The sequence below is a fragment of the Delftia sp. WY8 genome (genome assembly GCF_018437695.1).
In the GTDB taxonomy this organism is placed as follows: Bacteria; Pseudomonadota; Gammaproteobacteria; order Burkholderiales; family Burkholderiaceae_C; genus Comamonas; species Comamonas tsuruhatensis.
On record NZ_CP049795.1, the window covers coordinates 1,010,912 to 1,024,481 of the forward strand.

Annotated in this window: 16 protein-coding genes; 10 read left to right on the plus strand and 6 right to left on the minus strand. The window is 68.0% G+C overall.

Annotation, left to right across the window (positions count from 1 at the left end; translation table 11 throughout):
- Nucleotides 1-4 precede the first annotated feature (4 nt).
- From G4D77_RS04460 to G4D77_RS04470, 3 genes are all read left to right on the plus strand, one after another.
- The gene (locus G4D77_RS04460) at nt 5-670 is read left to right on the plus strand and encodes a hypothetical protein (protein WP_154834708.1); all 666 of its coding nucleotides are present in this window, start codon (nt 5-7) and stop codon (nt 668-670) included.
- 135 nt (nt 671-805) lie between these two features.
- The gene (gene serB, locus G4D77_RS04465; protein WP_016445267.1) at nt 806-1,519 is read left to right on the plus strand and encodes a phosphoserine phosphatase SerB; all 714 of its coding nucleotides are present in this window, start codon (nt 806-808) and stop codon (nt 1,517-1,519) included.
- Between the two features lie 306 nt (nt 1,520-1,825).
- Nucleotides 1,826-2,347, plus strand: coding sequence for an ABC transporter substrate-binding protein (locus G4D77_RS04470; protein WP_154834709.1), 522 nt, complete (start codon nt 1,826-1,828; stop codon nt 2,345-2,347).
- Between the two features lie 63 nt (nt 2,348-2,410).
- On the opposite strand, the gene G4D77_RS04475 is transcribed toward G4D77_RS04470, so the two are convergent.
- A complete protein-coding gene (locus tag G4D77_RS04475; protein ID WP_016453030.1) occupies nt 2,411-2,896 on the minus strand; it encodes a PaaI family thioesterase in 486 nt (161 codons plus the stop codon).
- A gap of 102 nt (nt 2,897-2,998) precedes the next feature.
- Between G4D77_RS04475 and G4D77_RS04480 the strand changes: the two genes are divergently transcribed.
- A complete protein-coding gene (locus G4D77_RS04480; protein ID WP_016445264.1) occupies nt 2,999-4,339 on the plus strand; it encodes an aminotransferase-like domain-containing protein in 1,341 nt (446 codons plus the stop codon).
- A gap of 40 nt (nt 4,340-4,379) precedes the next feature.
- On the opposite strand, the gene G4D77_RS04485 is transcribed toward G4D77_RS04480, so the two are convergent.
- The gene (locus tag G4D77_RS04485) at nt 4,380-4,598 is read right to left on the minus strand and encodes a DUF3820 family protein (RefSeq protein WP_017404429.1); all 219 of its coding nucleotides are present in this window, start codon (nt 4,596-4,598) and stop codon (nt 4,380-4,382) included.
- 198 nt (nt 4,599-4,796) lie between these two features.
- Between G4D77_RS04485 and G4D77_RS04490 the strand changes: the two genes are divergently transcribed.
- On the plus strand, nt 4,797-5,582 hold the full coding sequence (locus G4D77_RS04490; protein ID WP_017404430.1) for a MetQ/NlpA family ABC transporter substrate-binding protein: 786 nt from the start codon (nt 4,797-4,799) through the stop codon (nt 5,580-5,582).
- 93 nt (nt 5,583-5,675) lie between these two features.
- Here G4D77_RS04490 and G4D77_RS04495 read toward each other — a convergent pair whose 3' ends face one another.
- Nucleotides 5,676-6,578 (minus strand): EamA family transporter, encoded by a 903-nt coding sequence (locus G4D77_RS04495; protein ID WP_016445261.1) that lies wholly within the window; start codon nt 6,576-6,578, stop codon nt 5,676-5,678.
- Between the two features lie 97 nt (nt 6,579-6,675).
- Between G4D77_RS04495 and G4D77_RS04500 the strand changes: the two genes are divergently transcribed.
- Together G4D77_RS04500 and G4D77_RS04505 are read left to right on the plus strand one after the other, a co-directional pair.
- Complete coding sequence (locus tag G4D77_RS04500; protein WP_016445260.1) at nt 6,676-7,164, plus strand: Lrp/AsnC family transcriptional regulator; 489 nt, start codon at nt 6,676-6,678, stop codon at nt 7,162-7,164.
- Nucleotides 7,165-7,220: 56 nt separating this feature from the next.
- Nucleotides 7,221-7,529: a hypothetical protein gene (locus G4D77_RS04505; protein WP_016445259.1), complete on the plus strand. Its 309-nt coding sequence runs from the start codon at nt 7,221-7,223 to the stop codon at nt 7,527-7,529.
- A gap of 30 nt (nt 7,530-7,559) precedes the next feature.
- Here the strand turns inward: G4D77_RS04505 and G4D77_RS04510 are convergent, their stop codons facing one another.
- Nucleotides 7,560-8,210 carry a LysE/ArgO family amino acid transporter gene (locus tag G4D77_RS04510; RefSeq protein ID WP_016445258.1) on the minus strand — a complete coding sequence of 217 codons (651 nt, stop codon included), beginning with the start codon at nt 8,208-8,210 and terminating at the stop codon, nt 7,560-7,562.
- Between the two features lie 71 nt (nt 8,211-8,281).
- Between G4D77_RS04510 and G4D77_RS04515 the strand changes: the two genes are divergently transcribed.
- Nucleotides 8,282-9,187 carry an HTH-type transcriptional regulator ArgP gene (locus G4D77_RS04515; protein WP_016445257.1) on the plus strand — a complete coding sequence of 302 codons (906 nt, stop codon included), beginning with the start codon at nt 8,282-8,284 and terminating at the stop codon, nt 9,185-9,187.
- A 43-nt stretch (nt 9,188-9,230) separates the two neighbouring features.
- Here G4D77_RS04515 and G4D77_RS04520 read toward each other — a convergent pair whose 3' ends face one another.
- Both G4D77_RS04520 and G4D77_RS04525 read right to left on the minus strand, forming a co-directional pair.
- Entirely contained in the window at nt 9,231-9,779 is a 549-nt protein-coding gene (locus G4D77_RS04520) for a DUF2721 domain-containing protein (RefSeq protein ID WP_016445256.1), read from the minus strand.
- Between the two features lie 109 nt (nt 9,780-9,888).
- Nucleotides 9,889-10,878, minus strand: coding sequence for a LysR family transcriptional regulator (locus tag G4D77_RS04525; protein WP_154834710.1), 990 nt, complete (start codon nt 10,876-10,878; stop codon nt 9,889-9,891).
- 189 nt (nt 10,879-11,067) lie between these two features.
- Between G4D77_RS04525 and G4D77_RS04530 the strand changes: the two genes are divergently transcribed.
- Nucleotides 11,068-12,096, plus strand: a complete 1,029-nt coding sequence (locus tag G4D77_RS04530) for a tripartite tricarboxylate transporter substrate binding protein BugE (RefSeq protein WP_017404435.1) — start codon at nt 11,068-11,070, stop codon at nt 12,094-12,096.
- A complete protein-coding gene (locus G4D77_RS04535; protein ID WP_016453036.1) occupies nt 12,093-13,520 on the plus strand; it encodes a M20 family metallopeptidase in 1,428 nt (475 codons plus the stop codon). Before G4D77_RS04530 ends, G4D77_RS04535 begins: the two co-directional genes overlap by 4 nt.
- Nucleotides 13,521-13,570: the final 50 nt, after the last annotated feature.

Genomic DNA, 13,570 nt, shown 5'->3' on the forward strand with positions numbered 1-13,570 from the left:
AGCCATGTTCCTCGAAGCGAGCATCGCCCTGCTGGCCCTGGCCACCGCGCTGTGGCTGCGCCCCTGGCGCATGCTGGCCGGCCGCCCGGGTCCGGGCGGGCCGCTGGACCGCATGGCCTCGCCCCTGGTCACGCCGCTGCTGGCCGTACTCGTGCTGCTGCCCTGGATCTGGGCCCTGCCCACGCTGCACCGCATGCCGCTGCAACTGCAGTGGTCCTCGGCGCCGCTGGTGGTGCTCATGCTGGGCTGGCCTCTGGCCGTTCCGCTGCTGCTCATCGTGGGCGGGCTGGCCGCCCTGCTGTCGCCGGCCCTGGGCTGGGGAGATGCGCTGGGCATCTCGGTCTGGCAGGGCATCGTGCCCGCCACGCTGGCCATGCTCTGGGGTGCGGCGCTGCGGCGCTGGCTGCCGCACCAGATCTTTGTCTTCATTCTCGCGCGCGGCTTTGCGGGCACGGTGCTGTGCGTCTTCATCTCGGCCCTGCTGGCCCAGGCCGCAGGCCACTCGCTTCCCGGTGTCAACGAGGACCTGTCGCGCATTGCGCGCTGGCTCATGGCCTGGGGCGATGCCGTGATCACCGGCATGGTGACGGCCATCTTCGTGGTGTTCCGCCCCCAATGGCTGGCCACCTGGTCGGATGCCATCTACCTGCGCCGCCCACCCGCGCCCTGAGGGCGCATCCAGGCACAAGCCGTGGCGCGCCGCAGTGCCAAGGCCAGTGACTGCGCCGCGCGGCCCTGGCTCTGGATATGATTCGCGCCTGATACCCGCCAGCCCGGCGGCCCGTCCCTTTTTGCTGCCCCACCCATGACCGATGTCACCGAATTCGCGCCCGGACTGCTGATCCGCGGCATCCAGCCGCCACTGAAGCTGGCCGACTACAAGCTCATCGCGTTCGACATGGACTCGACGCTGATCACCATCGAATGCATCGACGAGATCGCCGACGCCACCGGCAAGAAGGCCGAGGTCGCGGCCATCACCGAAGCCACCATGCGCGGCGAGATCACCGACTTCAAGGACAGCCTGCGCCAGCGCGTGGGCAAGCTCGTCGGCGTGACCGAGGCCGACATGGCCCGCGTGCTGGCCGAGCGCCTGAAGCTCTCCCCGGGCGCCGAAACCCTGGTGCGCGCAGCCCAGGCTGCGGGCCTGAAGGTGCTGCTGGTCTCGGGCGGCTTCACCTACTTTGCCGAGCACGTGCGCGGCATGCTGGGCATCGACTTCGTGCGTGCCAACGTGCTGGAGATGCGCGATGGCGCGCTGACCGGCGGCCTGATCGAGCAGCCTTGGGGCGACATCTGCGACGGCGCCGAAAAGCGCCGCACGCTGCTGGAAGTCGCCTCGCTGCTGGGCATTCGCCCCGACCAGTGCATCGCCGTGGGCGACGGCAGCAACGACATTCCCATGATGCAGGTCGCAGGCCTGTCCGTGGCCTACCACGCCAAGCCGCGCGTGCGCAACGAGGCCAAGGTCTCCATCACCGAAGGCGGCCTGGACCGCCTGCTGGAAGTGCTGCGCTGAAAACCGGCGGCGGGGGCTGGCGCAGGCTGCTGCACTGCTCCGCAATCAATAGCTGAGAATGTTTTGTGGGCTTGCTTTTCCGGCAGGCCCCGGTCTTTTCTACAATGCTTGATGCAGCCCCATAGGCCACCGCCTCAGCGCCGGTGGCTCTCCTACAACAGCAGGCTGCACACCGGCGTATCCGCATGCCGGTGCTTGGAATCTCCTGCCCCATCCCCATGTGACACCCAAGGCCGCAGGCCTGCCCGCAGACGGGCGGCCTGTGGCGCTCCGACCGGCGCAGGCCCGCCTGCGCCGACCGTGCACATGACCACCATGATTGGAAAAACCTTCGTGAAGACTTCGTTCCGCACCACTGCCTCCGTGATCGCCCTGGCCATTGCATCGCTGACCGTGCCCACGCTGGCCCAGGCCAAGCGCATGGGCAGCGGCGGCAAGTCCGTGCGCCCGGCGTCGATCGGCAAGGCCCCTGCCCAGCCCGCAGCGCCTGCGGCGCCCACCGCCAGCAAGGCGGCAACGCCCGCCAGCCCGGCAGCTCCTGCCACGCCAGCAACGCCGGCCGCAGCCGCCGCTCCGGCAGCGGCACCTGCCACTGCAGGTGCTGCAGGCCCGGGCATGATGGGCACGCTGGGCGCCGCCGCCGTGGGCGCCGTTGCCGGCTCCATGGCCGGCAATGCGCTGGCCGGCGCCATGACCCCTGAAAAGGACGCTGCCGCCAAGGAGGCCGAAGCCAAGGCCAAGGCCGCCGAAACCGAGGCAGCCGAGCTGCAGCGCAAGGCCGATGAAGCCAAGGCCAAGGCAGAAGCCGCCCGCGCCGCCGCCAAGTAAACCGCCTGCTCCTTGCAAAAGGCCGCGCCTGTCGCGGCCTTTCTGTTTTGTCCAGCGGCTGCTTCAACGGCCTTGCGCATGCTCTCCACGCAGCGTCATCACGGCGCTGGCGATGCTCGCAACGGCCTTGCCATCATCACGCTCGATTTCACAGCGGTAGTGGCTGATCGTGCGCCCACGGTGCTCGGCCCACGCCCGCGCGCACAGCCTGGAGCGCCAGACCGGGCGCAGGAAGGCCGCCTTCAGGTCGATGCTGGTGAAACTCTGGCCTGGCTCCATCAAAGTGGAATGCGCCGTGCCTATGGCAGCATCGGCCAGTTCGCACAGCATCCCGCCATGGACCGTGCCCTGCTGGTTGCCATGGCGCTGCGCATCGGCGTCGAACTCCACGACGGCCATGGCTTCGCCGACGGCCACTATGCGAAACCCCAGCATCTGCGAGATCGCGGTCGGATAGCGCATGTGCGTGGCCTCGTCTGCGGCAAGCCGCCCTTCGATCTGCCGCTGCAGATAGTCGAGCACGGGGAGATAAGTGCGGGGAAGATGCATGGATTTCCTGTCTGGAGCGGGAGGGCAAGGCCCGGGAATGCCCGTCTCGCCAGTGTGATGACCTAGACTGGAACAATCAAAAAATTGTCCTAACTACACTCCATGGCTGCCTCTCGCGTTGCTCTGCTGACTGAACGGCTGGCCGAAGACATCCGCGCCGGCCGGCTCGCCCCCGGCACGCTGATGCCCACGCACCGCGACCTCGCGGCCCGCCATGGCATGGCCGTGGCGTCCGCCAGCAAGGTGTATGCGCGGCTGGCCTCCCTCGGCCTGGTCATCGGCGAAACCGGGCGCGGCACCTTTGTGCGGGATCGGCCGCAGCAGCGCGAATGGGATGGCAGCGACGAATCCCGCCTGAGTTCGGACACGGCCGACCTGTCCTTCAACCATCCCACCTGGCCGGGGCAGGCCGGGCTGTTGCGCTCCATGCTGCGCGAGCTGGCTGCTTCGGGCGACCTGGCTGCGCTCATGCACCAGCAGCCGCCCGGCGGCCGGCTGCACGAGCGGCGCATCGTGGCCGACTTCCTTGCCCGCGAACGCGGCCTGGCTGCCGAGCCGGAACGCATCTTCCTGGTCAACGGCGCGCAGCAAGGACTGGACATTGCCGTGCGTGCGCTGCTGCGGCCCGGCGATGCGGTGGCCGTGGACGCGCTGACCTACCCGGGCTTCAGGATGCTGGCCGAGCTCCAGGACCTGGACCTCCAGCCGGTCCCTGCCCTTGACGAGGGTCCCGACCTCGATGCATTGGAGCGGCTGTGCGCACGCCGGCGCATACGCGCCATCCATGCCATGCCCACGCTGCACAACCCCCTGGGATGGGTGATGCCGCTGGCGCAGCGCCAGCGCCTGGTGGAGATCGCAAGGCGCCACGATTGCCTGCTGATCGAGGATGCTGCCTATGCCTTTCTGGCAGGCAAGGCGCCCGCAGCCCTCGCAACGCTTGCGCCAGAGCGCTGCATTCACGTCTCCAGCCTCTCGAAAAGCGTGGCCAGCGGGTTGCGCTTCGGCTTCATGGTGGTGCCCCAGGCATGGGCAGGCCGCGTCAAGGCCGTGGTGCGCGCCAGCCACTGGAGCATGCCGGGCCTGGTCACGGCCATGGCCACGCGCTGGATGGCCAGCGGCTCCGTGCGGCAGCAGGAACAACGCATGCGGCAGGAGGCACGGCGCCGGCAGGCGATTGCGCGCAAGGCGCTGGCAGGAATGCAGATGCTGGCCCACCCCTGCTCGCTCTTCCTCTGGCTGCGCCTGCCCGGGGAGCTGCGGATGGACCGGGCGGCCACGGCGCTGGCACAGTGCGGCATCGCCGTATCGCAGGCCCACGCCTACGCAACGACACCCCATGCCCCGCATGCGCTGCGCCTGGGACTGGGTTCGGTGCCTCTGCCGCAACTGGAGGCCGTACTCGTTCAGTTGCGGGATACCGTGGAAGGCTTTCCGCCCTGAGCCTGTGCCGGGCCAGGGCCCGGTTCAGGGGCCTTGCGCTTCAGCGCCGCCCGTCGCGCAGCGGCTGCAGCAGGTGCGAAAGGCCGTTGTGGTCCAGCTCCTGCATCAGCGCCAGCAGTTGGCCCAGCTCTCCCTTGGGAAAGCCCTCGCGTGCGAACCAGTTCAGATAGTTGCCGGGAAGATCGGCGATCAGCCGGCCCTTGTACTTGCCATAGGGCATTTGCACCTGCACCAGCTTTTGCAGCATTTCGGAGTCCATGGCGGCGATGGTACGCGCTGCGCCATCGCAAGAATCCGCATAAAAAACCACAGCCTTATAACCAAATATCAAAAATGTTCAACGCGGCCCCTGGCGCAGCACTAGACTATGCGCCTGCCTGCCGCCAAGCCCGACGCGGAGCCGTTCTCCCGGGCCGGCGGCGTTTTATCGCAACCCGTTGAAGAAAGTCCTCCGGTCATGTTGAAGAAAGCCCTCTCCGCAATCGCGATTGCCACGCTGGCACTGACAGCCCAGGCCGCCGACGTGCTCAAGGTCGGTGCCACGGCCGTGCCGCATGCAGAAATCCTCAATCACATCAAGCCCGCGCTGAAGGCCCAGGGCATCGATCTGCAGATCAAGGAATTCAGCGACTACGTGCAGCCCAATGCGGCCGTCGAGGACAAGCAGCTGGACGTGAACTTCTTCCAGCACCAGCCCTACCTGGACAGCTACAACAAGGACCGCAAGACCTCTCTGGTGGCCGTGCCCAATGGCAAGGTCCATGTGGAGCCCTTCGGCGGCTACTCGCAGAAGATCAAGAACGTCAAGGATCTGAAGGACGGCGCCACCATTGCCATCCCCAACGACCCCTCCAACGGCGGCCGCGCCCTGATCCTGCTGGCCAAGCAGGGCCTGATCGAGCTCAAGGACCCCAAGAGCCTGACGCCCACGCCGCTGGATGTGGCCAAGAACCCCAAGAAGCTCAAGTTCAAGGAACTCGAAGCCCCGCTGCTGCCGCGCGCACTGGGCGATGTGGACCTGGCGCTGATCAACACCAACTACGCCATCGAGGCCAAGCTCAATCCCACCAAGGATGCGCTGTTCATCGAAGGTGCCGACTCGCCCTACACCAACATCGTGGTGTCGCGCCAGGACCGCGCCAACGATCCCAACATCGCCAAGCTGATGAACGCACTGCACACGCCTGATGTGAAGAAGTTCATCGTCGAGAAGTACAAGGGCGCCGTCGTTCCCGCGTTCTGAATGCGAGGTGGCCGCAGCCTTGCCGGCTGCGACCGTTGCGAAAAAAAAAGCGCTGCCGGGGCAGCGCTTTTTTTGTGGCTGGCATTCCTTGCCTCAGCCTGCGGAGGCCACCTCCGCCGGCGCCTTGGCCGCAGCAGCCGGCCGCGTGATGGCGCTGCCCATGGCCGCGCCCATGATGCAGGCAATGGCCAGCCACTGCGTTCCCACCAGTTGCTCATGCAGCAGCAGCATGCCCATGAGGGCGGCTATCGCGGGCTCCGTTGCCAGCGCGATGCCGAAGGTGGCGGGCGGCAGGCGGCGCAGCGCCATCATCTCCAGCGTGTAGGGCAAGGCGCTGGAGATGGCCGCAACCATCAACCCGAAAAGAAGTATGGATGGCTGCAGCAGCTTGGCCCCCGCCTCGGCCACGCCGAAGGGCACCACCACCATGGCGGCGAACACCAGGCCCAGCGACACGGCCTGGCCGCTGGGAATGCTGCCCAGCCGCTGGCCCAGCAGGATGTACAGCGCCCAGCAGATGGCGGCGCCCACGGCGCAGGCAATGCCCACGGGCTCCAGCACCAGGGCGCCGGCGCTGGCACCGCCTATGGGCAGGATCAGGGCCAGCCCCGCCACCGCCAGCGCAAGCCAGACAAAATCCACGGGCCGGCGCGAGTGGTAGATGGCCACGGCCAGCGGCCCCGAGAACTCGATGGCCACGGCCAGGCCGAAGGGAATGGTGCGCAGCGCCATGTAGAACAGCAGGTTCATGGCGCCCAGCGCCACGCCGAAACGCAGCAGCGCCCAGGCCTGAGGCCGCGCCAGCGTCCAGCGCCAGGGCCGCCAGATGGCCACCAGGATCAGCGCGGCAAAGCCCACGCGCAATGCCGAGGTGCCCTGGGCTCCCAGCACCGGAAAAAGCTGCTTGGCCAGTGACGTTCCCACGCCCAGCGCCGTCACCGAGCCCAGCACGGCCAGCAGCGGCCAAGCGCGGTTCCATGTGATGTTTGTTGTCATGGCGCGTACGATATTGCAAGCGCACCGCGCAAACAGCTCGTTTTTGAGCCGCTTCACGCAATATTCGCTCTTTTCCTCTTCTCGCCGCCAGCCGCCCATGCCCGCCATCGCCCTGGACTCCTTCGACCGCGCCATTCTCGACGTGATGCAGCGCGACAACCTCACGCCACAGCGCCTCATCGCCGAGCGCGTGCACCTTTCCGCGCCGGCCGTGCAGCGGCGCATCAAGCGGCTGCAGGAGCTGGGCGTGATCGCGGCCAACGTGGCCGTGGTCGATCCGGCGCGCATAGGCCGGCCGCTGACCGTGCTCATCAACGTGCAGCTGGTCAACGAGCGCCCCGATCTGTCGCAGGCCTTTCGCGCACGCGTGGATCGGGAGGACGCGGTACAGCAGTGTTATTACGTGACCGGTGAAGCCGACTATTCATTGATCGTCACGGCTGCCGATATGGAGGAGTACCAGGCGCTGGCGGCTCGGCTGTTTGCGGGGGACGACAACATCCGGCGCTACACCACCTCGATAGCGCTGGAACGCGTCAAGACCGGGCTGCAGCTACCGCTGCAGCCGCAAGCCACGGATGCCTGACCACCGTCATCAGATCGTTTTGAACATAGAACGCCATCACAGGCAGGGAGACTTCAATGAGCGCACCGCATCCGGACAGCATGGCCAATCTGGTGGCCATCCGCACCCTCGACAAGTACGAGAACGACTATTTCCCCAAGCGCGACCGCATCACCATCGCCTTTCGCGGCGATCTGGCAGAGCAGTTCAAGTACGACAAGATCCGTCCGCTGTCGCCGGCCCAGCGCCATGGTCACCGCGTGGTGATCGAGGCCGAGAGCCAGAAGACCGGCACCACCGGCCACTACTGCATCGAGTGCAACAGCTGGAACCTCATCGAGGCCGTGGGCACCTGGGCACCGGAGCCGGAGCAGGCGGCGGGCTGAGCCTGCCGCCTCTGGCCGGCCCAGGCCGGCTCAGGCCCCTGCCGGCGCCCAGACGCTGCCGGCCACCCACCAGGCCAACGCCAGCATCATCACGCCCGTCAGGCCATCGAGAATCCGCCAGGCACGCGGCTTCTCGAACAGGCGCCTGAGGCGGCGGCCTGCAAAGGCCAGCAGCACGAACCATGACAGGCTGGCCGAAGCGGCGCCAATCACATACACCCATTTGAGCGCGCCTTCCTGGCGCGCGCCGATGGAGCCCATCAGCAGCACCGTGTCCAGATAGACATGGGGGTTGAACAAGGTGATCACGGCCAGCGTGGAGACCACGCCCAGCAGGCCGCGCGGCGCCAGCTGCCCGCCCGAGGCGGCCAGCTGCGCATCGGGCGCCATGGCCATGCGCCACAGCGCCATCAGGCCGTAGGCCAGCAGGAACAGGGCGCCACCCAGGGTCAGGTAGCGGGCCAGATCGGGGTTGTCGCCCAGCAGCCGGGCCATGCCCGCCACGCCCAGGCCGATGAGCACCACGTCGCTGACCACGCACCATGCCACGCAGGCGCGTACATGCTGGCCGTGCACGGCCTGGCGCAGCACATACAGGTTCTGGGCTCCGATGGAGACGATGAGCGACAGGCAGACCGTGAAGCCCGCCAGCCAGGAAGAAGAAACATTTGCAGTCCACATGGGCAGGGATTGTCTGGCTCGCAAATGGTTAAGTAAAATTACATTTACTCAATCAAATGAAGAATATCTAAATGCTCGACTACGCCGGACTCGAAGCCCTGGCAGCCGTGGTGCGCGAAGGCAGCTTCGAACGCGCGGCGCGCAAGCTACACGTCACGCCCTCGGCCGTCTCCCAGCGCATCAAGCTGCTGGAAGAGCGCGTGGGCCAGGTGCTGGTGCTGCGCGGCCAGCCCTGTTCAGGCACGGAGGCAGGCCGCCGCCTGTGCCTGCATGTGGAGCAGGTCGCCCTGCTGGAAAACGACCTGCGCCGCAAGAACCCCGAACTGGTGCCCGAGGGCCAGACGGCCCTGCCCACGCTCAAGCTGGCCGTCAATGCCGACTCGCTGTCCACCTGGTTCATGGACGCCATGTCCGCCTTCACGCGCGACGGCAACGAGCTGCTGGACATCAGCATCGACGACCAGGACCACACGGCCAAGCGCATCCGCGAGGGCGAGGTGATGGCCGCCGTCACGGCCACGTCCTCGGCCATTCCGGGCTGCAACACCTGGCCGCTGGGACGCATGCGCTACGTGGCGGCCGCCAGCCCCGACTTCATCCGCCGCTACCTCAAGGACGGCATCACGCCCGAGGCCATGGCACGCACGCCCATGATGAGCTACGGCCGCAAGGACAGCCTGCAGGACCAGTGGCTGCAGCGCCTGGGCGCGGAAGGCCGGCGCAGCACGCCGCGCCACTTTCTGCCGTCCAACCAGGGCTATACGCGGGCCTGCGAGCTGGGCATGGGCTGGGGCATGCACCCGCCGCTGATGATCGGCGCGCAACTGGCCGAAGGCAGCCTGGTGGAGCTGCTGCCCGGCAACGATCTGGACATTCCCATGTACTGGGCCCATGCGCGCAATGCGCAGGCCAGCCTGCAGCGGCTGACGGACTGCGTGATCCAGGCCGCGGCGGCCTGCCTGGATCCGATGGAGTGAATGGGTGACGGCGATGGCGACGGCGGCGCCGTCCGCGCCCGGCTCAGGGCTGGCGGCCGGTGTCGTCTGCCGGGGTGGACGGCTCAGCCTGGGCCTGGTCGTTGCGTTCCGGCCGCTGTATGGTGCGCACGGCCGCGCGCACGCGGGTCAGGGTGTGGAAGTCCAGCAGGCTGGTGGCCATGATGGTTTCCCAGAGAAAGCAGGCCAGGGCCGAGAGAAACATCAGCACGCCGAACAGAAAGCCCAGCACCGCATAGCCATGGCCGTTGATGCCGTAGGCCTCGCCCAGGAACAGCAGGGCAATGGTCAGGCCGATGCAAAAGCCGCAGACGGTCAGCAGCCCTATGCAGACATTGGCCAGCCGGCCGCGCTTGCGCAGAAAGTGCAGCTCGGTCAGGCTGCGCGCGATGAATTCCTCCTCCTGCGGCGTGCGCAGCAGTTCCTCCAGCTTGCGCGCGCGGTCGATGATGCGGGCCAGCCGCCCGGCCACGGCGCCTATCATGCCGGCCACGGCCGTCAGGAAGAACACCGGCGCCAGCGCCAGCTGGATGCTGTGGGTGACGGTATCGGCGTCTAGCGACCAATTGATCATGCGGTCCTCTGCGTGCTTTCTGTTGTCTGGTCCGGCCGTGCTGCCGTGTTTTCGCGCGGACAGTATTGTGGCCGCAACCGGGGGCCGCAAGAAGCCATGCCGCCCGCTTTCAGCGTGCCGGGGGTGCCGGCAGAACCTGCGCGCACAGCGAAAGCATCTGGTCCAGCAGGGCGGGCGCCCGGTCGCGGCGGCGGACCACGCCCAGCGGCGCCAGCCGGCCCGTCAGCTGCACGTCGAGCCGGCACACGCGCGCATGGGTCTGCAGGCCCGGCGCGATGCTCAACGGCACCAGGGCCACGGCGCCGGGCTGGCTCAACAGGCCCTCCAGTATCGGCAGGGAAACGGTGGAGACAGGAAACCAGGGCGCATCGGGCAGCGCCTGGAGCACCTCGGCCTCGAAAATCCCGCGCACGGCGATGTTGGCCGTGGGCAGTACCCAGCGCGCGCCGGTCAAGGCCTGCAGCGGCACGCCACGGCGCCCGGCCAGTGCATGCGAGCGTGCGGCCACCACCACGGCCGTGTCGGCCAGCAGCGGCTCGAAGACGAAGGGGCCGGGCAGCAGCGCCGGCTCGCGGCAGAACACCGCGTCCAGCCCGCCGCCCAGCAGCTGGGGCAGCAGCCGGGTGCTGGCGTCTTCATGCACATCGACATGCACCTCGGGATGCTCGGCATAGAACCGCGCCAGCAGGGGCGAAAGAATGGCCAGGGCTGCCGCCGGAATGGCGCCCAGGCGCAGCGCGGCCGCGGCGCCCCGGCGAATGGCGGCCAGCGATTCCGCCACCTCCTCCAGCGCGGCCAGCACGCCGCGCACCGTGTCCACGAGGGTCTGGCCGGCCAGCGTGGGGCGTATGCCGCGCGCATGGCGCTCGAACAGGCGGATGTCGAGCACGCGCTCCATCTCGGCCAGCGCCTGGGTGGCTGCCGACTGGCTCATGTGCAGCGTGGCGGCGGCCTGCACCACCGAGCCGCATTGCTGCAGCGCCACCAGCAGCTGCAGCTGGCGCAGGCGCACATGCTTGGTCAGGCGCGAGAACAGCAGCCGGCCCTGGGGCGTGGCCGCATCGTCCAGGCCTTCGCGGTCGTCAAAATCGTGGCTCATGGGAATCTTGGTGTTTTCCCCAGGCAGGCCCTGGCGCGCCACAGGCGGCGAAGGGCAAGCTATCGGAACGGCTTATAGCTTGGCACAAATACCGTGGCCCACGCGGGCGGCAGGATTTCTATAGTCGCCTGCATCGGGAGCCGGCACGGCCCAGGCTGCGGCTCCCTCCCCGTCGATGGAGTCCATGCCATGCAAGCCAAGCCCCTCTTACAGCCTCTCTCTCACCTGCCGCGCCGCACCCTGCTTTCCCTGGGCGCGGGCCTTTGCGCCGCGCTGTGCGGCCTCACCCTGGCCCGCACGGCCCATGCGGCCGACGCCTATCCGAGCAAGCCCGTCAAGCTCATCGTGCCCTTTGCGGCCGGCGGCTCCACCGACATCGTCGCGCGCGTGATCGCCGAAGGCCTGCGCAGCACGCTGGGCCAGCCCGTGGTGGTGGACAACAAGGCCGGCGCGGGTGGCCTGATCGGTACCGAAAGCATTGCCCAGGCGGCGCCAGACGGATACACCATCGGCATGGCCACGGTGAGCACGGCCACCATCAACCCCTCGCTGTACACGCGCGCCGCCAGGCTGGAAGGCAGGCTCCTGCCCGTGGCCAACCTGGTGACCATGCCATCGGTCTACATGGTCCATCCCAAGATGGGCGTCAAGGATTTCGCGGGGTTCCTGGCCAGGCTGCGCGCCCAGCCCGGCGCCTACAGTGCGGGCGTGCCGGGCCTGGGCACGCTGGGCCATCTGATGGTGGCGTCCTTCAACGAGACCATGAAGACCCAGATCCAGATCGTGCCCTATCGCGGCAACGGCCCGGCGCTCAACGACGCCCTGGCGGGCATGGTGCAGGTGATGACCGATCAGCTGCCTTCGGCCATGCCCCAGATCAAGGGTGGCAAGCTCATCCCCGTGGCACTGTCGGGCGACAGCCGCTCGCCCGATCTGCCCGATGTACCCACCTTCAAGGAGCTGGGCTATGCGCAGCTCAACGAGCTGGGCATCAGCTGGTTCGGCCTGGTCGTGCCGGCCGGCACGCCGCCCGCCATCGTCCGGCAGTTGCAGGAAGCGTCCACGAAGGCCGTGCGCCTGCCCGAGGTGCAAAAGCACCTGAAGCTGCTGGGCGCATCGGTCACCGAGATGGACCAGGGCCGCTTCCCTGCCCAGATCGCCAGCGAACTGCAGCGCAACAAGGCGCTGCTGGACAAGGCAGGAGTGAAGCCGGAATGAGCGCGGTCGATCATCTCCAGGATTTCTTCCAGCAGCAGTCCGCGCGCATGGCGGCCCTGGCCGACAGCATCTGGTCGCTGGCCGAGCTGCGCTATGCCGAGACGGCTTCGGCCCAGCTGCACATCGATGCGCTGGAGCAGGCCGGGTTTCGCATCACACGCGCCCTGGCCGGCATTCCCACCGCCTTTCTGGCCGAATGGGGCGACGAGGGCCCGGTGCTGGCGTTCCTGGGCGAGTACGACGCACTGTCGGGCCTGAACCAGCAAAGCGGCGCCCTGGTCTGCACGCCGTCCACCGACAGCCCGGGCCTGGCCGGCCACGGCTGCGGCCACCACCTGCTGGGCACCTCGGCACATTTCGCGGCCATCGCGCTGCAGGAGCACCTGCGCCGCAGCGGCGCCAAGGCGCGCGTGCGCTACTACGGCTGCCCGGCCGAAGAAGGCGGATCGGGCAAGACCTTCATGGCGCGCGCCGGGGTCTTCGACGATGTGGACACGGCGCTGACCTGGCACCCGGCCAGCTTCTCCGGCGTGTTCAGCCAGAGCACGCTGGCCAATATCCAGGCCAAGTTCGTCTTCCACGGCAAGGCCTCGCATGCCGCGCACTCCCCCCACCTGGGCCGCAGCGCGCTCGACGCCGTGGAGCTGATGAACGTGGGCGTGAACTACCTGCGCGAGCACATGCCCACCGATGCGCGCGTGCACTACGCCATCACCGACTCGGGCGGCCTGTCGCCCAACGTGGTGCAGGCGCGCGCCGAGGTGCTGTACCTGGTGCGGGCCGCGCGCAACCACGAGGCGGCCGCACTCTACGAGCGCGTGCAGAACGTGGCGCGCGGCGCGGCGCTGATGACGGATTGCCGGCTGGAGATCGTCTTCGACAAGGCCTGCTCCAACCTGCTGCAGAACCGCACGCTGAACCAGGTCATGTACGAACAGATGCAGGCCCTGGGCCCGCTGCGCGTGGACCCCGGCCTGCACAGCCTGGCCGGCGACTTCCAGGCCACGCTGGACAGCAATGACGTTGACCAGGTCAGCCGCCCGCTGGCCAGCGTGCTGCGCGGCAAGGTGCCGGCCGTGTTCGAGGGCCTGGCGCCCTACGACCCCGCTGTGGAGGGCACCCTGTTCGGCTCCACCGACGTGGCCGATGTGAGCTGGATCACGCCCACCGTCCAGGCCTGGGTGGCCTGCTACGCCTTCGGCACGCCGCTGCATTCCTGGCAGATGGTCTCGCAGGGCCAGTCCGGCCTGGCCCACGCCGGCATGGTGCGCGCCGCCCAGGTGATGGCGGCCACCGCCATCGCCCTGCTGCAGCGGCCCGAGCGCATGGCCGAGGCCAAGGCGGAGCTGCTCGAGCGCCGCGGCGGCAGGCCCTATGCCTGCCCGATTCCTGCGGAGGTGCCCTTGCCGTTCATGCGGGGGTGATGTCCTTGGCATCGACGAATGTAAGGAAAATTCCTTACACTCATCTCCCA